This window comes from Serratia marcescens (genome assembly GCF_006715005.1).
Taxonomy (GTDB): domain Bacteria; phylum Pseudomonadota; class Gammaproteobacteria; order Enterobacterales; family Enterobacteriaceae; genus Serratia; species Serratia montpellierensis.
Genome location: NZ_VFMJ01000001.1, coordinates 196,945 through 220,956 on the forward strand (window position 1 = coordinate 196,945; position 24,012 = coordinate 220,956).

Sequence of the window (24,012 nt, forward strand, 5' to 3'; positions counted from 1 at the left end):
AAAAGTCCCGCATTCACGGCTTACTTATTCGATTAACTTTACCTTGCAGTGTAAATAATTGTATTGATCTGCTCGTTTGAGATGGCTATGCTTTTTCACGAAGCGCTCTCATTGTTATTAATAAATGGTTTTTAAATGTATTGAAGAATTGCTCTGTCTGCCGACAGAGTAATGGGTAGTGTGTTTATATTTTAATATATATAAGGATATTGTAATGAAAAAGATCAATCTGTCCGAAGCGGAAAACATCGTCGGCGGTACTTTTGTTTGTACCAAGGAGTTTGCCTGGGTGGGCAGCGGCAATAACCGTACCTGCCAACTGGTCACCACCTGCGCCGATAAGTTTGGCGGTGTAAGAAAGACTTATCATCCTGCGCCAGTGGCGAGCTGCCCGTCTAACCCAACCACGCCAAGCTGATGCGGATTAACCCCCTGCATTTAGATTAGCGGTGGGCAGGCGGGCAGCGTTCACGCTGTCCCGCCTGATACCGGGCGAAAAAGGCGTCTTCACGTTCTCATTATTTACGGTATCAACTCTTTTTCATGTATTCACTCTGCTGGGTGAGTATTAATATATGCGCAGGATGCGTCCATTATGTATAAACGTCCCTTGCTTTTTATCAGCTACACGATTGTTATTATTTTTTCCTCTTCTTTTTTGACTGCGTTTTATTTTAAACATTACGTCATGCAATCGCCGGAGGCAGAAAGCCTGACTTTTATCTCCCCGGAAAAAATAGAACAAAGCCCGTTGCAAGACGATAATACCATTGTCGAAGTCTTCTCTTACGCCTGCCACTATTGTGAAGTCAACGAAAGCGGCGTGGCCGAACTGGAAAAAAGTTTACCGGCGGGAGCCAAATTGGTGCGCTTGCACCTTAGCGACGACAGTCAGGCTGGCATGGCGGCCTTTGCGCCCCTGTTCGCCACGCTGACGGTCATGGGGATCGAAGTACAGCATCGTCCCGCCGCTTATCGCGCCATTATCAAAGAAAACCTCAACCTGGCGGATGACAAACAGCTCAGCGCCTGGCTGACGGCCAACGGTATCGATGAGGCCGCCTATCAGCAGGCCAGAGAGTCAGAGCGGGTCAAAGAGCTGTTGGCGTATATGACGGCAGTGAGCCGTTATTACCAGGTCAACGCGACCCCCAGCTTTATCGTCAACCGTAAATGGCTGGCATTGCAAGATCGCGACTTTTCCGCTTTCAGTCAGCAGCTGTTGTCGCTGTTGCAGCACGATAAGCCGCTGGCCCCCTGATGCGCCTGCTCGCGGTTCGGGGGTACTTGGCCTGGCGCAACGGCCTGGACGCGATGGCTCGCTTATCGGCAACGGGGGCCGGGATGGGCAACCGCCTGACGTGTGCTCTGCTGCGGCGCGTGGATTATCGCCTGTGGCTGGAAGTGCGTCGGCGGTTGAGGGGAAGCAGACCGCAGCGTCGCTTTCGCCACCGGCAAGCCGTCGCTGCGGCGAATCGCCAAAGCCTGTTGGGCGACGGCAATCTGGACTTCGCCTGGCAGATGCAGCGGCGGCAGTGGCTGGATATCGCGGCGGTCCATGCCCGCAATGCATCGTTGATGAATCATTTGGCGCGCTGTTCCGCGCAGCTTAATCAGGTCGTGGAACCGCTGCATCGCGCGGGCGTGCCGGTGCTGTTGGCGCCGATGCATACGGTCTCCGACGTATTGGCGACGCTGGTCGGCGCGGATGTTTATCCCGGGCGTGCGACGGTTATCGTTTCCGGCGATGTACAGACATTTGTGCGGCGGGCGCCGGAAGGCGAATGGCGGCAGCGGCTCGACTATTGCTCGATTCACGACGATCCGCGGCACATCGCCGGCACCTTGTCGCAGGCGATGCTGGAAGCGGCGGAACATCGGCGCAACATCATCCTCTTCCCGGACATCACGCCGGATTACACCCTGAACAGCAAGCAGAATGCTTCGGCCAAATTGGCCTGTCATCTGTTCGGCCGGCCGGCGCATTTGCACAGCGGCATCGTTCGGCTGTCCCGAGCGTTACGGGCTCAGGTGGTGTGCTATTCGCTTTATTTCGATCGCGGTATCCGCATTCACATCGAAGAACCGGTCGCTGCAGATAAGGTCGGCCGCGCCATGCCGGCGTTCGTCGAGCGAACCCTCCGGCGGCATGCGGATGATTGGCTGTTATGGCATTCGCACTCTTTATTTTTCATCAACGAATAAGTCAGGGATATCACTACGTATGGAAAATACCCTTCCTACGCCGGTCTTGCAGAGCGAAATCAATGAGTGCGGGCTGGCCTGCATCGCCATGCTGGCGGAAACTCAGGGCATTCGCGCGCCGTTGACGGAGCTGCGGGAGCGTTATCCCGCCTCGCAGCACGGCACGTCGCTGGCGGCGCTGTGCACCATTTTGGGAGAACTGGCGCTACCGGCTTATCCGGTGGCATTTGAACACCGGGATCTGGCGGCGCTGCCTTTACCGGCCATTTTGCATTACGGCGCAGGCCACTATGTATTGTTGGCGTATCGCCAGGGAGGGTACGTATGCGTAATGAATCCCGCATTGGGGCAGCAACTGCTGCCGTACGCTGCCCTGAAAGCGGAAATCAGCGGTTATGCGCTGGTGCTGGATCGCGATGAGATACCGGCTGGCGCACCGGCCCAGCGTAGCGACCGCCGGAGCACTTTCGCCAGTTTAAGCCTGAAGGATACCGCCGGCATCGCCGGCATTTATCGCCTGGCAGCGATGACGTTTTTTATCTCACTGACGCTATTCATCATGCCGATGATGGTCGCCAGCGCGATCAATCAGGTGTTCGCCATGGCCGGCGAGGTCGCGTTCCCCTATGCCTACTATCTATTGGCGTTCGTGGCGTCCACGGCGTTGGCGCTGATCGCGCGAACTATCACCGAACGTTTCATCAAAAATTTCGTGTTGTTGCACGGCGCCGCCGGGTTCTCTCGCCTGCTGGAGAATTCGCTGAACTTCTTCAGTAAGCGCGCGCCCGGCGAGATTTTCAGCCGCTTCACCAGTTGGCAGATGGCCGCCGGCCAGAAGATCGAACTGGACAACGGCCTGCGCACCGACTGGATTATCGGCGCCATCGCGCTGGCAGTGATGTGCTACCTGAGTCCGATGCTGGCGCTGGTGCCGGTTGTCGGCGTGCTGCTGATGGGGGCGGTCAGCGTGTGGGCCATCTACCGCGATCGGCATTACACCCAGCAGTTGCAGGTGCGAGGCGCGGTGCAAAATGATTTCATCCTGGAAACCATCCAGGGGTTTTCGACCATCAAATCCGCCGGCCTGGCCGGTCAGCGGCAGGAAGGGTTCGCCGAACATGCCCGCTCGCTGTTCAATTGCCTGCAGCAGCAAAAGATCTATGAGCAGATAAAGGGCAGCATTTACCAGTTGATTGGCAGCCTGGAGATGGTGTTGTTCATGCTGCTGGCGCTGCCGCTGCTCAAGGAGGGCGAGCTCAGCCTGGGGGCATTCTTCGCCTACAGCTTTTTGCGTGAAATCTTTACCTCGTACAGCAGCAAGATCTTTTTTGCCGTTTTGCAGAAAAACCAGCTGCACGTCATTGATGAACGTGCGCGGGATCTGTTTCCTGCGGTATCCGTTCGCGCCCTGTCTGAGGACGAAAGCGTGAGTCATTTTGACGCGCGGCTGGCGTATCGGGGAGTGACCTTTGCTTATGACGCCGGCCAACCGGTGTTGCGTGATTTGTCGCTGACGCTGGAACGGGGGGAGTGTATTGCCATTTGCGGCGGTTCCGGCGCGGGCAAAAGCACGTTGCTGAAGGTGCTCGCCTGCCTGCTGACGCCGCAGCAGGGGGAGCTGGCGCTGGATGGGCGCGTACTGACAAATGCCGCCGCGCAGCGGTTGTTCTTCCTGCAAAGCCAGGAGGACATTCTGTTCAATGCCTCGGTGTTGCAGAACATCACGCTGTTCGCGCCGTCGTCGCCGGGCCAGCAACGGCAAGTGGAACAGGCGCTGCGCAGCTTGGGGCTGGCGGACGCGGTGGCGCAGCTGCCGGGGGGTGTGAATGCCCTGGTGCGGGAGAGCCATGCCGGACTGTCGCTGGGGCAGCGGCAGCGTCTGTTGCTGGCACGCGCCATGTACAGCCATTGCTCGGTGTTGGTGCTGGACGAGCCGACGGCGAATCTGGATGAAAAGACCGCGGCGGCGGTGATGTCGGCTCTGGTGGCACATTGTCGTGAAAATCGTAAAACCCTGGTGACGGTCACCCATAATCCGCGGCTGTTGCCGTTGTTCGATCGGGTCTTGCGCATGTCGCAGGGGCGGCTGCTGGCCGAGCTTTCCGACGACGTCAGGATGAATGATTGTGCTGCGGTGGAGTGACGTGTCCGGAAAGAGACGCTGGCGGCGAGTGGCGTTGGCGATGATCGTTTTGGTGGCGTTGGCTGGCGGACTGCCGTTGCTGAATCGGCCTCCTGACACGCAACCACCGCAAACGGCGCGCGTCGAGCGCGGTGACATCGAAAAAAGCGTGTTGGCAACCGGTATTCTAAAACCGATCCGGCAGGTGAACGTTGGCGCACAGGTCAACGGGCAGTTGAAAAAGCTGTATGTCAAACAGGGGGACAGGGTGACCCAGGGGCAGCTGTTGGCCGAGATAGATCCGACGCTGCAGCTTAACGAGTTGCGCAAGTCACAGGCCGAATTACGCAGCGCGCAGGCGCAGAAACTGGCGAGTCAGGCGCAGCTGAAGCAGTACCAGCTGGAATTGACGCGTCAAAGGGCGCTGGCGCGCGACCACGCCGGCGTGGCCAGCGATTTGGAAAAAGCGCAGGCGCAGCGCGACGCGCAACTGGCGCAGTTGAAAGTGAACGAGTCGCAGATCGTCCAGGCCGAAGTGGCGCAGGAAACCGCCAGGGCCAATCTGGCCTTTACCCGTATAACCGCCCCTATTGACGGCGAGGTGTTGGGCATTGTCACTCAGGAAGGGCAAACCATCGTCTCGTCGCAAAGCGCGCCGACCATTTTGGTGATGGCAGACGTGGATACCATGATGGTGCATACCCGTATATCGGAAAATGACATCTTGCAGGTGAAGATGGGGCAGCCGCTCTGGTTTTACGTCGCCGCCGATCCCAACCGCCGATATGAGGGGGCCATGGGCGCGATACAGCAGGCGCCGGCGGAGGCGCTGGAAACCGACCCGCTGGGCAGGAATTCAAGCCAGCAAACGGCGGCGGTGTATTACAACGGCGTGTTTGCCGTCGCCAACGGCGAACGTCGACTGCGCACCTCGATGACGGCGCAGGTATTTATCATTACCGAACGTGCGCAGGGGGTGGTGCGGGTGCCGATGGCTGCGCTGGGCGCGGCATTGGATGAAGGGAGCTATCAGGTCAAGGTGTTGGAAGGGGAGCAGACCGTGGTACGCCGAGTGCGTATCGGTACCCGCGATCGTCGCTATGCCGAAGTGCTGGAAGGGCTGAACCCAGGGGAACGGGTGCTGCTGGAGCAGCAGCCTGATGCGGAGGAAGGCCATGTCAGCTAACGCCGAGCCCATTATCGCGTTGGATAACGTCTCGCGTGAGTTTCAGGCCGGGGAGCAAAAAATTGCGGTCCTTAAGCGCGTTTCCCTGCGCATTCAGCGGGGGGAAATGGTCGCTATCGTCGGTGCCTCCGGTTCTGGAAAATCGACGCTGATGAACATCATCGGCTGTCTGGACAAGCCTTCTCAGGGCGATGTGTACATCAACGGGGTGGCAATTGGGCAAGCCGACGGCGATCGCCTGGCGCATCTTCGCAGCCGGCACATCGGCTTTATCTTCCAGCGCTATCATCTGATGCCCTATCTGACCGCCGGCGAGAATGTGGCGATCCCGGCGTTGTATACCGCCATGCCGGCCGCAGAGCGCCGCCAGCGGGCAGCGCATTTGTTGACTCGGCTCGGGTTGGCGCAGCGCGGCGGTCATCGTCCGGCGCAGCTTTCAGGTGGACAACAGCAGCGGGTCAGTATTGCCCGCGCCCTGATGAACGGTGCGGAAATCATTTTGGCCGATGAACCGACCGGCGCACTGGATAGCGCCAGCGGTCAGGCGTTGATGGCTATTTTGCACGAGCTGAACGCGGTCGGGCATACCGTCGTCATCGTGACACACGATCGGCGGATCGCCGAGCAGGCGCGGCGGATCATTGAGATCGGCGACGGCGAGATCGTCGCGGATCGTCGCCATGAGGCCTCCCGACAGCCTGCTACGTTCGAACGGCCGCTACCGCTGGCGGCCCCCCTGAAGCGCATGGCGCCGGGTATGGCGCTGAAAGAGGCTGTCGGCATGGCCTGGCGGGCATTGCTGGGGCATCGGGTCCGGGCCGTGTTGTCGATGCTCGGCATCATTATCGGCATTGCGGCGGTGGTCTCCGCCATCGCTATCGGGGAGGGCACGCGGCGTAATATTCTCAATGAAATCAGCCAGCTTGGCACCAGTACGTTGGAGATTCGCCCAGGTCTGGGGTGGGAAAAATCGCGCCCTGATTTCGCGCGTTCGCTGAGCGCGCGGGATGCTGCATTGTTGGCGGCGCTGCCTTACGTCGACAGCGTTTCGCCGGTGATCGGCACCCAACTGCTGGCCGTTCGCGAAGGCAAACAGGTGCCACTCGCCGTGATGGGCGTCGGCGAAGGGTATTTCCGCACGCAGGGCATTCGCCTGCTTTCCGGCGGCCTGTTGACCGCGCAGGATCTGAGTGAGCGCGCACCGGTAGCGGTGATTGATCCCTTGTTAAAGCAGGCGCTGTTTTCCTCTCGGCAAGATCCGTTAGGTGCGGTATTGCTGATAGCGGGCGTGCCTTATCGGGTGATTGGCGTCGCGCAGCGCCGCGGCGCCCAATACGCCGGCTCTCAACCGCTTGCCTGGCTGCCCTATACCTCCCTGACCGGCCGCATCGCCGGCGATATGCCGCTGGAATCCATTGTGATGCGAGTGAATGAGAAACTGACGCTGGGAGAGGCGGGGCGGGATGCGACCCGGCGTTTGATCCTAGAACACGGGCGGCGGGATTTCTTCACCCTGACCGACGATCAGCTGACGCAATCCATTCAACGCGCCTCAGACTCCATGCAGCTGCTGATTACCGCGATTGCCGCCATCTCGCTGCTGGTGGGCGGTGTGGGGGTAATGAACATCATGCTGGTCTCGGTGACGGAACGGACCCATGAGATCGGTATTCGATTGGCGGTGGGCGCCGCTGAGAAGGACATTATGCGGCAGTTTCTGATCGAGGCGGTGGTGATCTGCAGCCTGGGGGGCGTGTTGGGGATCGCCTGCGCCGCGCTGGTTAAAGGGGCTCTGAGCGGATTGGCGCCGCAGGTGACGATGATCTTTACCTGGCCGCCGTTGCTGCTGGCCTGCGGATTCTCGGCGTTGATCGGTGTCGGGTTCGGGTTCTTTCCCGCTCGCACCGCCGCGCGCCTGCAGCCGGTGGAGGCGCTGGCGCGAGAATGAGCCGACTTTGGGTTTGCGGGCTGGTGATGCTGTCGCTGAGCGCCTGCGGATGGCGGCCGATCGACGCTACGGCGCCACCGTCGTTACCGCCGCAGTGGCGCGTGGTCGATGAGCGCTCCGGTTCACTGCGCGCGGGCATCGCCTGGTGGGAAAACTTCAATGATCCGCAACTGTCCGCGCTGATCGACGGCGTGCTGATCGCGAATCAGGATCTGGCGCTGGCCGGATTGCAGTGGCGTGAGGCCATGTTGGAGGCCGGGTTGGCGCAGGGCAATTTGACGCCGGATCTGGCTGCCAGCCTGAGTGGCCGCAATACCCGAGCGCTACGGGGCACGACTACGCCGCAGGAAAGCTACCGTGCAGGGCTTTCTCTGAGCTATGAACTGGATTTATGGGGCAAGCTGGCGCGCATTCGTGAACAGGCCGAATGGCTGGCCGTCGCCTCGGCGTTGGATCGGCGCAATACCGCGTTGACCTTGATAGGCGCTACCGCGCGCGGGTATTGGCAGATTGCCGATTTGAATCAGCAAGTCGTCCATCAGCAACGGATGGTGACGATCGCGCGTGAAACTTTGCGGCTGGTGGCGGCACGTCACACCGCGGGCGACGTTGGCCGATTCGAGCTGTTGCAGGCGGAACAAAACCTGTTGGCGAGAGAGAATCAGCTGCATGAGCTGGAGCGGCAGCGGGAAGACGCGCGCAACTCGCTGGCGTTATTGTTTGGGCGATCGCCGCTGCTGCGCTATAGCGAACGGCGTTCGTTGCCGCTTGAAGAGGTAGCTATCGCGCAGCGCCTGCCGGCGGCGGTGATTGCACGCCGGCCGGATGTTCAGGCGGCAGAGCGCCGCCTGAGAGCGGCGCTGGCCGGTGCGGAGGCGGCCAGGTTGAGTTTTTATCCGGCGCTGACCCTGGACGCCGGGTTGGATGCCGGCAGCGGGCTTTTCCGCCGGTGGTTCAGTGAACCTTCGCGTTCGCTGGGTGCCACGCTGACGCTGCCGTTTATCGAATGGCGCAAGATGCGCTTGTCCAGCGACAAAGCGGCGTTGCAGGCGCAGCGGGCGGAGATTCAATTTCGCGATGCGGTTTATCGCGCGCTGGCCGATGTGGACAACGCCATGCGACAACGCCTGGAAGCACAGCGGCAAATCGGCAACCAGCGGCGGCATCTGGCGATGAGCCGGCAAGCCGTGGCGTTGGCGCGACATCAATATCAGGCCGGTTCCGTCGCGCTGCAAACGCTGCTGGATGCGCAAGAGACGGTGTTGATCAGCGAAAATTCGCTGTCGGCGCTGCAATACCGCTACCTGAACGCCACGATGCAGCTGTGGCTGGCGCTGGGCGGCAACGAGGCTTTCGCATCGGGGCAAGGAGAATAAGCATGGAGAAAAAAAGACGAGTGGTGGTCACCGGTTACGGTGCCGTCACCGCGCTGGGAGGCAACGCGCAGCAAAACTGGCAGGCTATCATGGCCAGCCGCTTGGCCTATCGTTATCACGATAAATCGGCGGCGGGGATCCACGCGCGCTTTTTTGCTTTGCTGGAGTCCGAACCGCTGCTGGAGGGCGTTGCCGCGCGGGTAAGCCGCCGGCTGCCCAGATTCGCCAGGTTGGCGCTTGCCGCCGCCGCGGAGGCGATCGAAATGGCGTTTTCATCCTCTTACAGGGGGCCTGCGCACTTTTATTCGTCGTTGGAGTGCGGGGCGATTATCGGCAGCGGCTGGGGAGGGCAGGATGAGATCATGCAAAACAATGCGGACTATCTGCAATCCGGATTGGGCCAGCTGTTTGGCTGTTTTCACGCGATGCCCAATATCGCGACCGCCATCTGTGGCCAGCATTGGTTGCTACGGGGTTATCAAGGCTCACCGGCGGCGGCCTGTGCGACCGGCGGCATCGCGATTGGCGATGCGTTTGAGGCGATTCGCAGCGGCCGCGCCGCAATGATGCTGGCCGGCGCGTCGGAGTCGCTGAGCGGCAACGGTGCGATCTGGAATATGGATGCGTTGCGTTTGTTGAGCCGGGAGCAGAAGGATATTACCAAAGCCAGTTGCCCGTTCAGCAGGGATCGCAACGGTTTCGTCCTGGCGGAAGGGGCCGCCGTGTTATGCCTTGAGGAACGGGAGGCGGCTTTAGCGCGTGGTGCGACGATCCTGGGGGAGATCAAAGGGTACGGCAATTTTTCAGACGCTTTCGATCTTACCGCGCCATCGAAGGATCCTCAGGCCAAGGTGAAAACGCTGCAACGGGCCTTGGAGCAGGCGGGGCTCGGCAGCCATGAAATCGACTATATCAATGCGCATGGCACCTCTACGCTGCAAAACGATGTGAGCGAAACCGAGGCGATCAAGGCGGCACTGGGGCGCGATGCTTATCGCACGCCGATTTCCAGCACGAAATCCTATACCGGGCACCTGCTTGGCGCATCCGGTAGCTTTGAGGCCATCGTCTGTCTGCAAGCATTACAGCAGCAAGTGATGCCGGCAACCTGCCATTTGCACGCCGCCGATCCCGAATGTGATCTCGATTATATTCGCGAAGGGCATCGGCACGGTCGTTTGCGTCATGTCATGAGCCTCAGCTTCGGTTTTGGCGGTGCCAATGCGGCGCTGGTATTTGGTTATCACAATGAATAACGGTAGGGCGTATGGAAAAGTATCATCGGTTATATGAAACGATTTGCGGCATGTTGCATGAAGCCAGAGGGGTGGAGAGAACGCGGCTGTCGGCAGATATGCCGCTGCAACAGCTTGGTCTGGACAGTCTGGATTATATGGAGTTGATGCTGGTGGTTCGGCGAGAATTCGGCATTACGCTCACTGCGGAAATGTTTATCGATCACCCTGAATTGACCCTCGGCGAATTGTGCCACGTAATAGTCGGCCAATAATTTCATCCCCCCAGGCGCTCGCATGTCGAGGCCAAGCCTGGGTTTTTCGTCTGTTGTTACTGCCATTTCATCCCTCATCCTTCCTGTTTCACTCTGTTATCGATATCCATAATTATTAATGCTTATCCGTCAGATGAATATGCATCCGTGGCGGTGGTTTTTTATTCGTTTTTTGGCGGTGTGATTAATGGCGAGTGTTAATGACATGGCGATGTTTTTTTAGGAGTATTCTTTGTTTTGCCGGTTAATTTATCAACCTGACTCTACATCGTGCCCGGTAGTGATAACGCAAGCTAAAGCAAACAGGGAGCTGTGCGGTGATAATACCGGGCATCTGCGGAGCCCATTCACAATAGCGCCTCACAGGAGCGGTTGACACCCGTGATAATAACGGCTGTCGCGCTGTTCGCATTGGGCAAATCCGCTATACTCCGCGCTGGATGCAGGAACCTATCCATAAGCCAGGGGCTGCCCTGAGTGTCCATTGTGGTGATGTAAAAGGAAAATGACAGCCACATTTTTCCGATCAAAGTAATGAGGTTGTATGTCTAATCGTAAACATCTGACGCCTTCCGAAGTGGAGAGACTGCTTGAGGTCACGCTGCAGGGAAAGAATCCAGAACGCGATTATTGTTTGATATATATGTGTTTTATTCATGGGTGCCGCGCCAGCGAAATAGGGGGATGGCGCTTATCGGATATCGATCTGGAAGGCGGTAATATCTATGTACATCGGTTGAAAAATGGCTTTTCCACCGTCCATCCGCTCTATCTGCGCGAAAGGCAATGTTTGCGGCGCTGGTTGGATAAGCGTCAACGACACCGCTGGGCCGATCAAGAGTGGCTGTTCCTTTCAAACCGCGGTGGCCGTCTGTCGCGCCAACGTATTTACGGATTGATTCGCCATTACAGCAAGGTGGCTAAATTGGAGGTCAACGCTCATCCACATATGCTGCGGCATGGCTGCGGATTTGCATTGGCGGACCGCGGTATCGACACCCGTTTAATTCAGGATTACCTCGGACACCGAAATATCCAAAATACGGTGATTTATACCGCCAGCAATGCACAGCGCTTTAAGGAAATTTGGTAAGTGTGATTTAAGTTAATAACGATAAGGAGTCACTTTGAACTAAACTGAAACATACTGTAAGGACGCGTAAAAACAATGTCAATATTCCCATGCTCTCTTTCCTGTTTTAAGCTTAATCCTGTTTAAAAACAGCGCATTGCGTTTTTTTCTCGTGTCACGCCCTCCCTCTTCATCTAAGTAAAATCCTAATCAAAGATCCACAGGTTTAAATCATCGAGTTTGCACCTTGGTTTTTTAGTCTGATTTATTATCCCTTTGCCAATCAGTTGGTTTTAAATTCTGTCAAATTGGTTCTTATTGGTTTTAAAAACCAAAGGAGTCACTTTAGTTCAAAATGAATCGTTTGGGTGAATAAACCCGAAGCCATTAATCAGTCTGGTTAAGGCCCATCACATTCATGGAGCTAAATAAAAGGAATGACATTAAGGATATGTCGGAAATAAACCCATGCATAATTTTAAGGAAAGTAGGATGAAAAAGAATCTGTTGGCTGTAGCTGTATTGACCGCGTCCGCATTTATCCCCTCTGCATTTGCTGCTGACGGCGCGCTGAATATCACTGGCACCATCACCGATCAGTCTTGCACCGTCGATCCAGACTCCCAGAACAAGCAGGTCGCTCTGGGTAAGATTGCCAAAGATGCATTCACCCTGTCTAAAACCGCCGGTGCCAAAGCCTTCAACCTGGTGCTGAAAAACTGCCCGGCTACCGTCACCGGCGCTACCGTGCGTTTTGACGGCACTCAGGTGCAGGGGCAGTCCGGGCTGTTGCAACTGACCGGCGCCGGCACTGCTGGGGTCGCGGGCGGTATTGGCGTACAGCTGCTGGACGACGGCAGCAACGTGCTCAATATCGGCAACGATTCCCGCGTGTATGCGCTGGAAGAGAACAAAGAAAACACCCTGGGCTTTGTCGCGCGCTATTTCGCTTATGACGACGTTTCCGTCGGTAGCGCCAACGCTACGGCCAACTTCACCATCGTTTATCAGTAAGGCTATGCCGTCACGGCGGCGAAACAGTTAGAAAAATGAGCCAGAGGGCGTGTTCTCTGGCTCTTGTTCATCGGTGATGGGAACGGGAAGAAAGAGATGAAAGCTGGATACTTTGCGCTGACGGCGGCGTTGTTGATGACGCTTTGGGCTCCGGTACAGGCCGGCGTGGTAGTGGGTGGAACGCGCCTCATCTATGACGGCGGTAAAAAAGAGTCTGCTCTGAATATCAACAATCCGGATGCGGTGCCTTATCTGATCCAATCCTGGGTCGATGCGCAAGAGGGCGATAGCGCGAAAGCGCCTTTTATTATCACGCCGCCGCTCTTTCGTTTAGACGGAGGCCAAAATAACCTGCTGCGCGTGGTACGTGCGGGCGGCAATTTACCGACGGACAGAGAGTCGCTGTATTGGCTGAATGTGAAGGCTATTCCTTCGGTGGAAAAGAAAGAAAACACGCTGCAAATTGCGATCAAGACCCGCATCAAGCTGATTTATCGCCCGCAGGGGCTCGTCGGCAATCTGGAAGAGGCGGCCGGTAAAGTGACATGGCGGCGCAATGGCGATCGTTTGCAGGTGACCAACCCTTCTCCCTACTACCTCACCTTTTTCAATTTGAAGCTGAATGGCCGCGCCATTACCGGCAACACCATGGTAGCGCCGCAGGCGAGCGCCAGTTTCCCGTTGCCGACGGCGAGTGGCACAGGTGGCAGCCTGAGCTGGCAAATCATCAACGACTATGGCGGCACCGGCCAGACCTTCACCAGCACGTTATAACCGGGCCGCGGTGCGTATTTTTTTGCTCCGTGATAACGCTGGAGCAGGCGTTCGGCTTACCGGGTTTTAGTCGGGCCGAGCCAATCGGGACAGGGAGTTAAAAGGATGAATAACCCGAATTGCATTGGTTTACCAGGAGCGCGATCGGTTCTTGCCGGCCTGATATCTTGCCAAATGGCGCTGCTGAGCTCGCTCGGCACGGCTTATGCTCGCGATTATTTCAACCCGGCGCTGCTGGAAATTGATAATCCGGCGCTGCGCGGCGCCGATCTCTCGGTGTTTGAGGAGAACAGCAGCCAGGCGCCCGGGAACTACCGGGTCGATCTTTACCTTAACGGCGAACAGATCGACAGCCTGGACGTCGAGTTTCGGCTTATGCCGGGGACCGACAGGAAGCAAACGCTGCAGCCTTGTTTCAGCACGGAAAAATTGGCGGAGCTGGGCGTGAGGGTTGCCATGTTTCCGGCGATGGTGCCTGGGGATAGCTGCGTCAACCTGGCACAGGCCATTCCGCAGGCCTCTGCGGTATTTCTGTTTAATCAGCTGAGGCTGAATTTGAGCATCCCGCAGGCGGCACTGCGCCTGAATGCGCGCGACTACGTTTCCCCGGATAAATGGGACTCCGGCATACCGGCGCTGTTGGTCAATTACAACTTCAGCGGTGCCAATAGCCAGATGCGCGACAGCGAACGGCAAAACAACAATAACTATTACCTCAATCTGCGGTCGGGCATCAACTGGGGTGCCTGGCGCCTGCGTAACTATTCGATCTGGAACCATTACACCGGCGGTTCTTCTTCCTGGCGTTCAATCAACACCTATCTGCAGCGCGATATCGTTGCGTTGCAAAGCCGCCTGACGCTGGGCGACAGCACAACGTCCAGCGATGTATTCGACAGCGTGCAGTTCCGCGGCGGGCAGTTGGCCTCTGAGGACGACATCCTGCCGGATAGCATGAAAGGTTATTCGCCGGTGGTGCGCGGGATCGCGCGTACTAATGCGCAAATCGTGATCCGGCAAAACGGCTATGTGATTTATCAAAGCTATGTGCCGCCGGGGGCGTTTGAAATTACCGATCTGTACCCCACGGGCGGCAGCGGCGATCTGAATGTGAACGTGCGTGAGGCCGACGGCCAGGAGCAGCATTTTGTGGTGCCTTATGCCGTGGTGCCGGTATTGCAGCGCGAAGGGCGTCTGAAATACAGCCTGACCAGCGGGAAATACCGTTCATACGGCGGCGGTGTTGATGAACGTCCGTTTAGCCAAGCGACCGCGATCTACGGTCTGCCGTGGGGGGCCACGCTGTATGGGGGCGTGCAGGCAGCCAGTAAATATCAGTCTCTGGCGCTGGGGTGGGGGCAGAACCTGGGGGCGGTGGGCGCCTTGTCTGCCGATGTCACTCAAGCCTGGACCAAACAGGAAACCCGGCCGAAGGAACAGGGCCAATCATGGCGACTGCGCTACGGTAAAAACTTCATTGAGACCGGCACTAACTTTAGCTTGGCCAGTTATCGCTACTCCACGCGCGGCTTTTATAACCTGCAAGAGGCGCTGGAGAGCTACGGCGGCAACAGTGCTATCTATAACGATCACAAGAAGAGCCGTGCCGAGCTGACGATGAGCCAGAGCCTGTGGGATTTGGGGGGAACGCTGTCGCTCAGCCTGTTTAATGAAGACTACTGGAATGACAATCGCCGTTCGCAGTCGGTCAGCCTCAGCTACAACAACAGCTGGGAAGCCGTCAGTTACGGGCTGAATTACACGTTCAGCCAGAACGGCTACGACAGTAACGGCAATCGCAGCAGTATTCGCGACCATATCGTGGCTTTCAACGTCAGCATACCGCTCAGCAAATGGTTACCGGGCAGCTACGCCACTTACAGCATGAACGCCAGCCGCAATGGCGCCACCAGCAACAACCTTGGGTTGAGCGGTACTGCCCTGCCGGGAAACAACCTGAACTACAGCATCAGTCAGGGCTATACCGGCAGAGATGTGGGGGCGAACGGCAATATTCAGGCGGACTATAAAGGCGCTCTCGCCGAGTGGAACCTGGGGTATGGCTACGATCGCCATCGCCAGCAGGTGAACTACGGCGTGCAGGGCGGTGTTCTGGTGCATCAAAACGGCGTCACGCTGTCGCAGCCGCTGGGCGACACGGTGGCGTTGGTGCAGGCGCCCGGCGCTTCAGGGGTGGATGTCCTGAACCAAACCGGGGTCAGCACCGACTGGCGCGGCTATGCGGTTGTCCCTTACCTGACGCCTTACCGGCGCAACATCGTTGGATTGGACGGTGAATCTTTCGCCGAGGATGTCGACATGACGCTGAGCAGCCAAACGGTGATCCCAACCCGTGGCGCCGTGGTACGCGCCCGCTTCAATCCGGACGTCGGTGCCCGCGTGTTGCTGACCTTGCTGACGCGCAGCGGCGATCCGGTGCCATTCGGCGCCACCGTCAGCACGCTCAACAGCCCTTCTGACAATGCAGCCATCGTCGGCGACGGTGGCCAGGTTTATCTGGCCGGCCTGGCGGAGAGTGGGCGGTTGCAGGTGAAGTGGGGCCATGACGCGGCTCAGCAATGTCAGGCCAACTATCAATTGGCTAATCAGCCCGAGAGCGGTGGGATTCGTCTCGTTAACGGGCAGTGTTTATAAGGTGCATATGATGGCGACAGGAATATCGATTCAACGAGGGATCATCGTCGGTGGGCTATTGGCCTGCGCAACGTTGGGCGCACCACAGGTACAGGCGGCTTTCGGGCAGTGTGTCCCTATTTCGGGGACCCACGGGTTTTCATTCCTTTTTTCCCCGGTCTTAACTGACCCGTCGCAAAACGTGGTGGGGCGGATTATTAAGAATGCTGATGGCGGTAACTGGAATTTGCCCGGTTCTTATCGGGTGAAGTGCGAATGTCAGACGCGTACGGCGTCTTATGTCACCGCCAAAATGCTGCTGAGTGAGCCGGTATTCAGCAGCGGGGGATTAACGTATTACGCGTTGAATGAATACCTGGGCGTTGCCAGCGAGGTTTTCGTGGCGGGATATCGCAATGAGTTTATTGCCGCGCCGTTCACCAATGAGTCTAATTTTAAGACCGATATGGATGGTGATGATGAATCCTGTGCCAGCACGCCCTACAACAGCGGCGCTCGCGGGCGAATTCATCTGTATTTCCGCCGCCCTTTCGTTGGCGTGACCACCATCCCCAGCACCCGCCTGGTAGACACCTACGTCTCCGTGGCGAGTGGTGTGAAAAGCGATGTGCCGGTCTCCACGATATCAATGAGCGGCACCGTTACTGTGCCGCAGAGTTGTGAAATCAGCCCGCAAACGGTCACGGTCGATTTTGGCGACATCTTGACCTCGAATATCCAAACCAAGGGCGCGATGCCGCCCCGTTTTACTCCAGAAGAGAGAACGCTGACGCTGGCCTGTCGCAATATTTCCGCCGGCGTCAAGGTCAGTCTGTCATTCCGCGGCGAGGCTGACGGCAGCATGCCAGAGGCGCTGAAGACCAGCAATCGCGACATTGGCGTGATGATTAAGGATATGCAGGGCAATGTGATTCGGCCTCAGAGCGGGCGCTTGCCAATCGATAACTTCCAATATCCCAACCAAAGTGGCAGTTCACGGATCAGCATCTATCCGATCAACACCACTGGGCAAGCTCCTTCAGTGGGGCAGTTCAATGCAACGGCGACCATTCAGGCCGAAATCCAATAAACGGATATTTCAACGGCAGCGGGCTGACGGGCCCCTGCGTTTTACGAGAAGGAACAGACGATGGTGAAAATGTTTAATCGTTTTGGCTGCAACCTGGCGCTGGCCAGCATGTTGCTTTTGACGATCCCGGCGGCGCATGCGGTATCTAAAATAGTGATTACCGGCAATATCAAAGCCGCGCCCTGTGAAATCGACGGTGCGAACGGCACGGTTTCGGTCAATCTGGGGGATGACATTTCCGCCGCTGTTCTGGCGACCTCCGGGGCCTTTAGCCCTTGGGTGGAGTTCCCTTTGACGCTAAAAAATTGCCCGAGCACCACCACCTCTGTCGTCGCGACCTTCAGCGGGACGGCCGCTGAGGAAAGCACCAGCTTATACAAAAGCACCGGCAGCTCTCGTCGGGTACAAATTGAATTGCAAAACAACCAGGGGGCAAACCTGGGTAATGGCAAGAACATGACCCAATCAGTTAATCAGGCGACGCATGAAGCCAAATTCAATTTGCGGGCGCGGGCATACAGCACCAATGGCGGTTCTACACCTGGCTCGATAGAGGGTGTCCTGCAGGTCACTTTTGTCTATCAGTAGACAAAAAGACCGTCTTCAATGGAATGCTAACGACAGATTTAAGGTGATGATATGAATAGTAATTATCCCTCTGAAACGACCTTGGCGGCCGGTAATGCAACGACGGGGGCTGTAGCCATCATGGAGCCCTGTCTCATCACGGCGTTGGGGATGAGAAATCGCTTGATTGAGTCCTGCGGCCTGCAGCCCGACAACGTTCGGCAGGTGACCAACCTGGTGGCGTTGAGAACCTTATTCACTCAGCATGCGCATCGCTTATTGGTAATGGAGCTGTGCGGTAAATCAGAATCGGTATTGGACGGTTTCCGGTTGATCGCTGAAGTGCGCGAAAGCTCACCGGACACTGCGATAGTCATTTGCACGGCACTGGATGAACCGAAGCTGCTACGGCAACTGATCGCCTCCGGCATCAGCGGCCTGATGTTGAAGCAGGAACCGGCTATTGCGTTGACTCACTGCGTCCAACAGGTTTTGACGGGCTGCAGCAGTTTCAGCCATCGAGTGCGTCAACGTCAGTTGCATGAAGCGACGGCCGACAAGCCTCTGACGGCGAAGGAGTTGGATGTGTTGACCCAGCTGTTTTCCGGTAAAAGCGTAACCAACGTGGCGTTAACGATGTGCCGTGATATACGCACCGTCAGCACCCATAAACGCAATGCGATGTTGAAGTTGGGATTTCACAGCGATGGGGAATTGTACCTTCAGGGGAAATGGATGGCTGCGCAAGGTTCATCCTTTGTTCGCTAGGCATGCGCGAACGCCCTCTCGGGTAAGCAAGCATAGGAGCAGATTATGCATTTATGGCGTCAGCAACCGCTGAACATAGCGTTAATGGACAGATGTCCATTAACGTTGGAAGGGTTGGCGAGTTTTTTAAAAACGCTGCCAACCCAGGCAAAAGTCGTCGTAAAGGAAACCAGCGTCCGCGCGGTGGCGGATAGCGTGGTCTATCAGCAGGCCGACGTGCTGATTACCGAGATGGACGGTGAAGATGAGACGGTGGCTCAAGGCAGAGAAACGTTGCTTGCCCTGAGCGCGCAACAGCCCGAATTGCGGGTAATTGTCTATACCCGTTGCCAGAATGCAGAAGAGTTGGGGCACTTATTGAACCAGCACAATGTCAGCATCGTTGCCAGAGATGACGTTTTACCGCTGGTGGCGGAGTTTTTTAATCGCGTGTTGCTGGGGGAACGTGTGTTGAGCCCGAAGATTGGGGGGGTTCTGGCACCTTCCGTTAGTGGTGAGACGGCTACCACGCGAAAATTGACCCGCTGTGAGAGCGACGTTTTGGCTTTTTTGTTTAACGGTATGAGCCTGCGGCAAATCGCCGAGTTGCAACGTCGCAGCATCAAGACGATCAGCGCGCATAAATGCAGCGCCATGCGTAAACTGCAGGTGAAGAATGACAGCGAATTGTTTTCTTTGCACGGCAATATTACGCGGCAATTGGGGGGGAAATGGTCAAAGGGTACCTAGCTTTAATGAAACGGTATGGCGTTATGTTTTATCGGCAGGTTTACCGCTAGCTTAACCAGTGCGGCGTGCGCCACGGGCGCTGAGGCATGAAAAGCAGCTCGGCGTTGAAAGTCGTGCTGGAGTTGGCCGTTGATGACGTGCCGGGCTGCATCTTCCCATCTGAGTTTTTTACCGTACTCGATGCGCTGTTTAACAGAGGACGAGATCCCGCGTAGTTATTCTCATTGTGAGATTAAATGCTGATTGCGCGGAATCGTTCTACGTTGGTCGCGGTGTAGATCACCGTATTCTGGATATTTTTGTGTCCTAAATAATCTTGAATCAAACGCGTATCGATTCCCTTATCCGCAAGGGCGTAGCCGCAGGAGTGCCGCAACATGTGAGGATGGACCTGAACGCTAATACCGGCCATTTCGCCATACATTCTCATTAATCGATACAGCTGCTGACGTGATATTTTTCCGCCGTGGCGCGACAGGAATAGCCATGGCGCTTCTGCGTCAGAATAGCTCGCCCGCTGGGCCAGCCAATTTAACAACGCCAGTCTTTCTCGCGGTTGGATCGGATGCTGAACGGAAAACCCGTTTTTCAGGCGGGATATATGAATCCGATTGGAGGTCAGATCAATATCCTCAAGGCGTAAAGCACGCAGTTCGCTAACCCGTAAACCGTGAATAAAGCACATTAATAGTAGGCAACGATCTCGAATGCTATTTTTCCCCTCATGCACGGCAGCAATCAGTTGCTCAATTTCAACCTGACTGAGAAACTTCCTTTTTTTCATTTTTCTTTCCTGCGTCTTTGATGTTGGCGATTTCTATCATGAAGTTTTATTAAAGCATTGGAGCATAATGGGCGGCAAAGGAAATAAGTAATTTCATTTGTGAATAGATGGATTTTTTCTCTTTTCTCTTTTTTCATTTTTAAAGTGAATGCATTTTTTATTTTATATGGTTATTTAATTTGTTTCGTTGGGTTATTTAATTAGCGAATATTTAGCGTCCTGTAAGAACCCTGTGGAGAGTTTGTATCCGTCAGGCAGCCATGAGATACCGTCTCTCTCAGGGCGGTGCTTGATAAACTGTGATGAGAATTCGTCTTGATCTCATTCTCACGCCGCTTACAATGCCTGCCAGATCGCGACTTCAGAGGTTTTTTCATGGAACTGCTACGGGTGGTTTATCACCAGTACCGTTGGCCATTTCTGGCTGTCATGGCGCTGACCATGGCCAGCGCCGGTTTAGGCATCGGTATCATTGCATTTATCAATCAATACCTGATGGAGGCCGGCGGCGATGCATTGGCCGTGCTGCCAATGTTTCTCGCCCTGCTGGCATTGCTGATGGCGGTCACGCTGGGCTCGCAATTGGCGTTGACGACATTGGGCCATTACTTCGTCTATCGCCTGCGTGGGCAGTTGGTGAAACGCATCCTGGATACCGATATTGAACGTCTCGAGCAGGTAGGCAGCGCCTCATTGCTGGCGAGCCTGTCCAGCGATATCCGCAATATCACCGTCGCCTTCGTTCGCTTGCCTGAACTGGTACAAGGGGTGATTTTGACCCTGGGGGCGGCAGCCTATCTGGGGTGGCTATCGCCGAAAATGCTGGCGGTGACGGCGGTCTGGGTGGCGGTGACCGTCGTGGGCAGTGGCTGCCTGGTGTCACGGGTTTATCGTCATATGGCCAGTTTGCGCGAATCGGAAGAGCGTCTCTATCACCGTTATGAGTCGGTAATTGACGGTCGTAAGGAACTGATGTTGAACCGCAAGCGGGCGCAGGCGCTGTACGAACAAACCTATCAGCCCGATGCGCAAGCTTATCGCTACCATATCATTCGCGCCGATACCTTCCATTTGAGTGCGCTCAACTGGTCAAATATCATGATGTTAGGCGCGATTGGGCTGGTGTTCTTTATGGCTAACAGTCTGGGATGGGCGGACTCGGTGGTGGCCGCCACCTATTCACTGACGCTGCTGTTCTTACGCACGCCATTACTGCAGGCGGTTGGGGCGTTTCCGACGCTGGTTAGCGCCGAAGTGGCCTTTAACAAGCTGAAGACGCTGCGCCTGGCCGAGTATCAAGCGGCGTTTCCTGCCGCCGTCGCCCGTTCCTGGCAGACGCTGGAGCTTCGCGACGTGGTTTTTCACTATGCGGATACGGAACAGCAACCCGGTTTTGCCGTCGGGCCGCTCAATCTGACGCTGCGGCGTGGTGAGTTGGTCTTTCTGATCGGCGGCAACGGCAGTGGCAAGTCAACGCTGGCGATGTTGTTGACCGGGTTGTACCAACCGGTGAGCGGTCACATCGTTCTGGATGGCGTCGCACAAACCGCGGCGGATATGCCGGACTACCGTCGGCTGTTTTCGGCGATTTTTACCGATTTTCATCAGTTCGATCGCTTGCAAGGGCCGGAAGGCGGTGAACCTGATGCGGAATTGGTCGCCGGCTGGCTCGAACGGTTGAATATGAAAAGCAAACTGCAGTTCGACGGCACCAGGGTGACTAACCCGCAGCTGTCGCAAGGGCAGCGTAAACGCCTGGCTCTGCTGTTGGCGGTGGCAGAGCAGCGCGATATCCTGCTGTTGGATGAATGGGCCGCAGATCAGGATCCGCAATTCCGGCGGATTTTCTATCGCGAGCTGTTGCCTGAATTGCGCGCGCTGGGCAAAACGGTGTTTGCGATCAGCCATGACGATCACTATTTCGAACATGCCGATCGGCTGCTTGAGATGCGCTCAGGCCATTTACGCGAGTTGACCGGCATTGAGCGTGAACACGCCAGCCGGGATTCCGTCAGCAGAATCGGTTAACTCACGCCGGCCCGGGCGAAACCAAAACGGGCCGGTGCTCCTCCGCAGGATTTCAGTACGTCGCTTCATTTTCTCTCCTCCCTTCAGCGCGGTCTGTTGCCGATTTGCCTTATGACCAGTCAAATAATTGACTGTTGAATTATTTACCAGTGGTTTAATTTTGACCATGCAAGGTGTGGCACACTGCACATTCGTTCGCCTATCAATACACGTTGTCGGCTGCCGATAACAAGGGTATCCACGGTACCGTCCTTACTGAGGCCGCAGTGCAGGTCTATGGGTAGCAGCAGTTTTTTAAAATGCCATAGGAAAAAACGACTTTATCGATCGTTAAAATAGATCGATAATCTCAATTTGAATGGTTTAATCTATTGGTTGAGGGCGCTGTGGTGAGCAAGGATGGATCAAATATCAAACGTAAAGCATGGCTGTGCGTATTTATCGGGAGTGGGCTGTTCTGGCTACTCATCGCCGCCGTGATTTATTGGTTACTGAATTAAGTAGGTTAAGCAGGAAGGCGACTTGTGAACAAAAAGCAGGCTAAAAACCGTGAGGGCGCACAGCGTCGTGCGCAGTCCAAAATTCCGCCTTCGTGGGTGTTGAGCGATGAGCAACGCGCCTTTATTGAAGACTTGTGGCAGGATAGCGCGCCTGAGCCGGTGCGGCCCATCGCCCAACGGCGCTAGCGAATCACGCGGCTGCGGCCGGCCAGTGCGCCGAACAGCATTTGCAGAATGGTCAGGCAAAGCAGGACGATAAGCGGCAAACGCCAGCCATCCGTCAGATCGTGCAGCAGGCCGAACAACGTGGGCCCCAGCGCTGCCAGCAAATAGCCGACGGATTGCGCCATACCCGACAGCAGCGTCGCCTGGTGATGATGCTGACTGCGTAAACCAAAGAACGACAGTGCCAGCACCAGTGAACTCCCCGCCCCCAACCCGGCAAATGTCAGCCACACCAGGGAACTGGCGGGTTGCACCAATAATCCTCCGACGCCGATGAAGATCAGCAGGGAACTGCCCAGCGCTATTGCCCGCTGATCGCGCGCCCGCGGCAAAATCACCACCATGACAAAGTTGGCGACGATCGCGACCACCTGATAAACAAACAGCTCGAATCCGGCCTGCTGGGCGGAAGTGCCGTGGCTGGCGGCAAAGGCGCTGAACCAGCCGATGATGGTGTAGAAGGCGATCGATTGTAGCCCCATGAACATCGCCACTTGCCAACCCAGCGCGCTGCCCCAGGGAGAACGGTAGCGCTGTTGCTCCGTCGGCTGCGGTTCTTTGGTGGCGGGGGTGGCTGAGCGCCGCAGCTGCGGCAGCCACACCAGCAGCGCCAGCAAGGCGGGCAAACCCCAACACAGCAAAGAGAACCGCCAGCCGAGGCCGGCCAGGGCAGCCAGCGGCACCGCCAGGCCGGAGGCGATGGCGGCAACCAGTGACATCACCGCCGCATAGGCGGCGATCATCGCGGCGGCGCGATGCGGAAAATCTCTTTTCACCAGCGTTGGCAGCACCACGTTGGCGAAGGCAATAGCGGCGCCGATCAGGACGCTGCCCGGCCAGAGCATGGCGTCTTGCGGCAGGGAACGTAGCACGATACCGCAGACCAGCAGCGCGAGGGCGAGGCCCAGGGTGCGTTCGATGCCGATGCGTTTCGCCAGCGCCGGAGTCAATGGCGAGAGAACGGCGAACAAGATCAGCGGCAGCGAGTTGATCAGGCCGGCGGCGGTGGCGGACAACGCCAGCTGTTGCTGGATTTGTTCCAACAGTGGGCCGACGCTGGTCAGGGCGGCGCGCAGGTTGGCCGCGATCAGCATAATGCCGACGATCAGCAGGACAGGGCGATGTAAACGGCGACGCGGGGTCGCGGTGGACGTTGGGGATGAAGCGGGTTGCGGCATGAGTTCCTCGCACCAGGGCATGCAGTCAATCAGCGCTGCATGGCGTGATGCGTTGATTGACGTTAACGCTTACGTACCGACAAGTGGTCGATATCTGATCGCAAGTGTAGGGAAGATGGCTCGTGCTGACAAGGGGATTGCCCGATAGGCTGGCGGGGGGGGCCCCCCCGCCGACCGCCGGATAATTCCCATTATGTGATCCTGGTCACTGAGCGAACTAAAAGTCATGGCACAGGGTGGGGCCCACTCCACTTTCACTTCTCCCGCTGCCCGCGCAGTTGCCCTCCGGCGCTCGTGCCCGT

23 protein-coding genes are annotated in these 24,012 nt (G+C 56.8%); 21 read left to right on the forward strand and 2 right to left on the reverse strand.

Annotated elements, in window-relative coordinates:
- The first annotated feature begins 214 nt into the window (after positions 1–214).
- The 18 genes from FHU12_RS00945 (at position 215) to FHU12_RS27345 (ending at position 19,210) form a co-directional block, all read left to right on the forward strand.
- Entirely contained in the window at positions 215–418 is a 204-nt protein-coding gene (locus tag FHU12_RS00945; RefSeq protein ID WP_141966842.1) for a DUF4762 family protein, read from the forward strand.
- A gap of 177 nt (positions 419–595) precedes the next feature.
- A complete protein-coding gene (locus FHU12_RS00950) occupies positions 596–1,261 on the forward strand; it encodes a DsbA family protein (protein ID WP_141966844.1) in 666 nt (221 codons plus the stop codon).
- Positions 1,261–2,205 carry an ABC transporter gene (locus FHU12_RS00955; protein WP_141966846.1) on the forward strand — a complete coding sequence of 315 codons (945 nt, stop codon included), beginning with the start codon at positions 1,261–1,263 and terminating at the stop codon, positions 2,203–2,205. The genes FHU12_RS00950 and FHU12_RS00955 overlap by 1 nt, the downstream gene beginning before the upstream one ends.
- 19 nt (positions 2,206–2,224) lie before the next feature.
- A complete protein-coding gene (locus tag FHU12_RS00960) occupies positions 2,225–4,348 on the forward strand; it encodes a peptidase domain-containing ABC transporter (RefSeq protein ID WP_141966848.1) in 2,124 nt (707 codons plus the stop codon).
- 40 nt (positions 4,349–4,388) lie between these two features.
- Positions 4,389–5,513, forward strand: coding sequence for an efflux RND transporter periplasmic adaptor subunit (locus tag FHU12_RS00965; protein WP_376698862.1), 1,125 nt, complete (start codon positions 4,389–4,391; stop codon positions 5,511–5,513).
- The gene (locus FHU12_RS00970) at positions 5,503–7,461 is read left to right on the forward strand and encodes an ABC transporter permease (protein WP_141966850.1); all 1,959 of its coding nucleotides are present in this window, start codon (positions 5,503–5,505) and stop codon (positions 7,459–7,461) included. The genes FHU12_RS00965 and FHU12_RS00970 overlap by 11 nt, the downstream gene beginning before the upstream one ends.
- The gene (locus FHU12_RS00975; protein WP_260440686.1) at positions 7,458–8,837 is read left to right on the forward strand and encodes an efflux transporter outer membrane subunit; all 1,380 of its coding nucleotides are present in this window, start codon (positions 7,458–7,460) and stop codon (positions 8,835–8,837) included. Before FHU12_RS00970 ends, FHU12_RS00975 begins: the two co-directional genes overlap by 4 nt.
- A gap of 2 nt (positions 8,838–8,839) precedes the next feature.
- The gene (locus tag FHU12_RS00980; RefSeq protein ID WP_141966852.1) at positions 8,840–10,093 is read left to right on the forward strand and encodes a beta-ketoacyl-[acyl-carrier-protein] synthase family protein; all 1,254 of its coding nucleotides are present in this window, start codon (positions 8,840–8,842) and stop codon (positions 10,091–10,093) included.
- An 11-nt stretch (positions 10,094–10,104) separates the two neighbouring features.
- A complete protein-coding gene (locus tag FHU12_RS00985; protein ID WP_141966854.1) occupies positions 10,105–10,347 on the forward strand; it encodes an acyl carrier protein in 243 nt (80 codons plus the stop codon).
- Between the two features lie 544 nt (positions 10,348–10,891).
- Positions 10,892–11,440, forward strand: a complete 549-nt coding sequence (locus FHU12_RS00990; RefSeq protein WP_044030581.1) for a tyrosine-type DNA invertase — start codon at positions 10,892–10,894, stop codon at positions 11,438–11,440.
- 471 nt (positions 11,441–11,911) lie between these two features.
- Positions 11,912–12,433 carry a fimbrial protein gene (locus FHU12_RS00995; protein WP_141966856.1) on the forward strand — a complete coding sequence of 174 codons (522 nt, stop codon included), beginning with the start codon at positions 11,912–11,914 and terminating at the stop codon, positions 12,431–12,433.
- A 96-nt stretch (positions 12,434–12,529) separates the two neighbouring features.
- Positions 12,530–13,207, forward strand: coding sequence for a fimbrial biogenesis chaperone (locus tag FHU12_RS01000; protein ID WP_141972817.1), 678 nt, complete (start codon positions 12,530–12,532; stop codon positions 13,205–13,207).
- Positions 13,208–13,312: 105 nt separating this feature from the next.
- Complete coding sequence (locus FHU12_RS01005) at positions 13,313–15,862, forward strand: fimbria/pilus outer membrane usher protein (RefSeq protein WP_141966858.1); 2,550 nt, start codon at positions 13,313–13,315, stop codon at positions 15,860–15,862.
- 10 nt (positions 15,863–15,872) lie between these two features.
- The gene (locus FHU12_RS01010) at positions 15,873–16,931 is read left to right on the forward strand and encodes a fimbrial protein (protein ID WP_230490986.1); all 1,059 of its coding nucleotides are present in this window, start codon (positions 15,873–15,875) and stop codon (positions 16,929–16,931) included.
- Positions 16,932–16,991: 60 nt separating this feature from the next.
- On the forward strand, positions 16,992–17,519 hold the full coding sequence (locus tag FHU12_RS01015) for a fimbrial protein (protein ID WP_141966862.1): 528 nt from the start codon (positions 16,992–16,994) through the stop codon (positions 17,517–17,519).
- 51 nt (positions 17,520–17,570) lie between these two features.
- Entirely contained in the window at positions 17,571–18,266 is a 696-nt protein-coding gene (locus FHU12_RS01020) for a LuxR C-terminal-related transcriptional regulator (protein WP_141966865.1), read from the forward strand.
- Positions 18,267–18,311: 45 nt separating this feature from the next.
- The gene (locus FHU12_RS01025) at positions 18,312–18,995 is read left to right on the forward strand and encodes a LuxR C-terminal-related transcriptional regulator (RefSeq protein ID WP_141966867.1); all 684 of its coding nucleotides are present in this window, start codon (positions 18,312–18,314) and stop codon (positions 18,993–18,995) included.
- Positions 18,996–19,081: 86 nt separating this feature from the next.
- Positions 19,082–19,210 (forward strand): hypothetical protein, encoded by a 129-nt coding sequence (locus FHU12_RS27345; protein WP_255703205.1) that lies wholly within the window; start codon positions 19,082–19,084, stop codon positions 19,208–19,210.
- A 17-nt stretch (positions 19,211–19,227) separates the two neighbouring features.
- Here FHU12_RS27345 and FHU12_RS01030 read toward each other — a convergent pair whose 3' ends face one another.
- Positions 19,228–19,779, reverse strand: a complete 552-nt coding sequence (locus tag FHU12_RS01030; RefSeq protein ID WP_141966869.1) for a tyrosine-type DNA invertase — start codon at positions 19,777–19,779, stop codon at positions 19,228–19,230.
- A 375-nt stretch (positions 19,780–20,154) separates the two neighbouring features.
- On the opposite strand from FHU12_RS01030, the gene FHU12_RS01035 reads away from it, so the two are divergent.
- The 3 genes from FHU12_RS01035 to FHU12_RS27065 all read left to right on the forward strand — a co-directional run bounded on the left by FHU12_RS01035 (position 20,155) and on the right by FHU12_RS27065 (position 22,493).
- Positions 20,155–21,807 (forward strand): multidrug ABC transporter permease/ATP-binding protein, encoded by a 1,653-nt coding sequence (locus tag FHU12_RS01035; protein ID WP_141966871.1) that lies wholly within the window; start codon positions 20,155–20,157, stop codon positions 21,805–21,807.
- Positions 21,808–22,193: 386 nt separating this feature from the next.
- Positions 22,194–22,307, forward strand: coding sequence for a YmiA family putative membrane protein (locus tag FHU12_RS01040; protein WP_049288145.1), 114 nt, complete (start codon positions 22,194–22,196; stop codon positions 22,305–22,307).
- A 24-nt stretch (positions 22,308–22,331) separates the two neighbouring features.
- Positions 22,332–22,493 carry a YciX family protein gene (locus FHU12_RS27065; protein ID WP_185742262.1) on the forward strand — a complete coding sequence of 54 codons (162 nt, stop codon included), beginning with the start codon at positions 22,332–22,334 and terminating at the stop codon, positions 22,491–22,493.
- Here the strand turns inward: FHU12_RS27065 and FHU12_RS01045 are convergent.
- On the reverse strand, positions 22,490–23,710 hold the full coding sequence (locus FHU12_RS01045) for a CynX/NimT family MFS transporter (protein WP_141966873.1): 1,221 nt from the start codon (positions 23,708–23,710) through the stop codon (positions 22,490–22,492). The genes FHU12_RS27065 and FHU12_RS01045 overlap by 4 nt on opposite strands.
- Between the last annotated feature and the right edge of the window lie 302 nt (positions 23,711–24,012).

What these genes read in the sequence shown, in the direction of transcription:
- FHU12_RS00945 (WP_141966842.1), top strand. Translation starts at nt 215, where the DNA reads ATGAAAAAGATCAATCTGTCCGAAGCGGAAAACATCGTCGGCGGTACT.
- FHU12_RS00950 (WP_141966844.1), top strand. Translation starts at nt 596, where the DNA reads ATGTATAAACGTCCCTTGCTTTTTATCAGCTACACGATTGTTATTATT.
- FHU12_RS00955 (WP_141966846.1), top strand. Translation starts at nt 1,261, where the DNA reads ATGCGCCTGCTCGCGGTTCGGGGGTACTTGGCCTGGCGCAACGGCCTG.
- FHU12_RS00960 (WP_141966848.1), top strand. Translation starts at nt 2,225, where the DNA reads ATGGAAAATACCCTTCCTACGCCGGTCTTGCAGAGCGAAATCAATGAG.
- FHU12_RS00965 (WP_376698862.1), top strand. Translation starts at nt 4,389, where the DNA reads ATGATCGTTTTGGTGGCGTTGGCTGGCGGACTGCCGTTGCTGAATCGG.
- FHU12_RS00970 (WP_141966850.1), top strand. Translation starts at nt 5,503, where the DNA reads ATGTCAGCTAACGCCGAGCCCATTATCGCGTTGGATAACGTCTCGCGT.
- FHU12_RS00975 (WP_260440686.1), top strand. Translation starts at nt 7,458, where the DNA reads ATGAGCCGACTTTGGGTTTGCGGGCTGGTGATGCTGTCGCTGAGCGCC.
- FHU12_RS00980 (WP_141966852.1), top strand. Translation starts at nt 8,840, where the DNA reads ATGGAGAAAAAAAGACGAGTGGTGGTCACCGGTTACGGTGCCGTCACC.
- FHU12_RS00985 (WP_141966854.1), top strand. Translation starts at nt 10,105, where the DNA reads ATGGAAAAGTATCATCGGTTATATGAAACGATTTGCGGCATGTTGCAT.
- FHU12_RS00990 (WP_044030581.1), top strand. Translation starts at nt 10,892, where the DNA reads ATGTCTAATCGTAAACATCTGACGCCTTCCGAAGTGGAGAGACTGCTT.
- FHU12_RS00995 (WP_141966856.1), top strand. Translation starts at nt 11,912, where the DNA reads ATGAAAAAGAATCTGTTGGCTGTAGCTGTATTGACCGCGTCCGCATTT.
- FHU12_RS01000 (WP_141972817.1), top strand. Translation starts at nt 12,530, where the DNA reads ATGAAAGCTGGATACTTTGCGCTGACGGCGGCGTTGTTGATGACGCTT.
- FHU12_RS01005 (WP_141966858.1), top strand. Translation starts at nt 13,313, where the DNA reads ATGAATAACCCGAATTGCATTGGTTTACCAGGAGCGCGATCGGTTCTT.
- FHU12_RS01010 (WP_230490986.1), top strand. Translation starts at nt 15,873, where the DNA reads ATGGCGACAGGAATATCGATTCAACGAGGGATCATCGTCGGTGGGCTA.
- FHU12_RS01015 (WP_141966862.1), top strand. Translation starts at nt 16,992, where the DNA reads ATGGTGAAAATGTTTAATCGTTTTGGCTGCAACCTGGCGCTGGCCAGC.
- FHU12_RS01020 (WP_141966865.1), top strand. Translation starts at nt 17,571, where the DNA reads ATGAATAGTAATTATCCCTCTGAAACGACCTTGGCGGCCGGTAATGCA.
- FHU12_RS01025 (WP_141966867.1), top strand. Translation starts at nt 18,312, where the DNA reads ATGCATTTATGGCGTCAGCAACCGCTGAACATAGCGTTAATGGACAGA.
- FHU12_RS27345 (WP_255703205.1), top strand. Translation starts at nt 19,082, where the DNA reads ATGAAAAGCAGCTCGGCGTTGAAAGTCGTGCTGGAGTTGGCCGTTGAT.
- FHU12_RS01030 (WP_141966869.1), bottom strand. Translation starts at nt 19,779, where the DNA reads ATGAAAAAAAGGAAGTTTCTCAGTCAGGTTGAAATTGAGCAACTGATT.
- FHU12_RS01035 (WP_141966871.1), top strand. Translation starts at nt 20,155, where the DNA reads ATGGAACTGCTACGGGTGGTTTATCACCAGTACCGTTGGCCATTTCTG.
- FHU12_RS01045 (WP_141966873.1), bottom strand. Translation starts at nt 23,710, where the DNA reads ATGCCGCAACCCGCTTCATCCCCAACGTCCACCGCGACCCCGCGTCGC.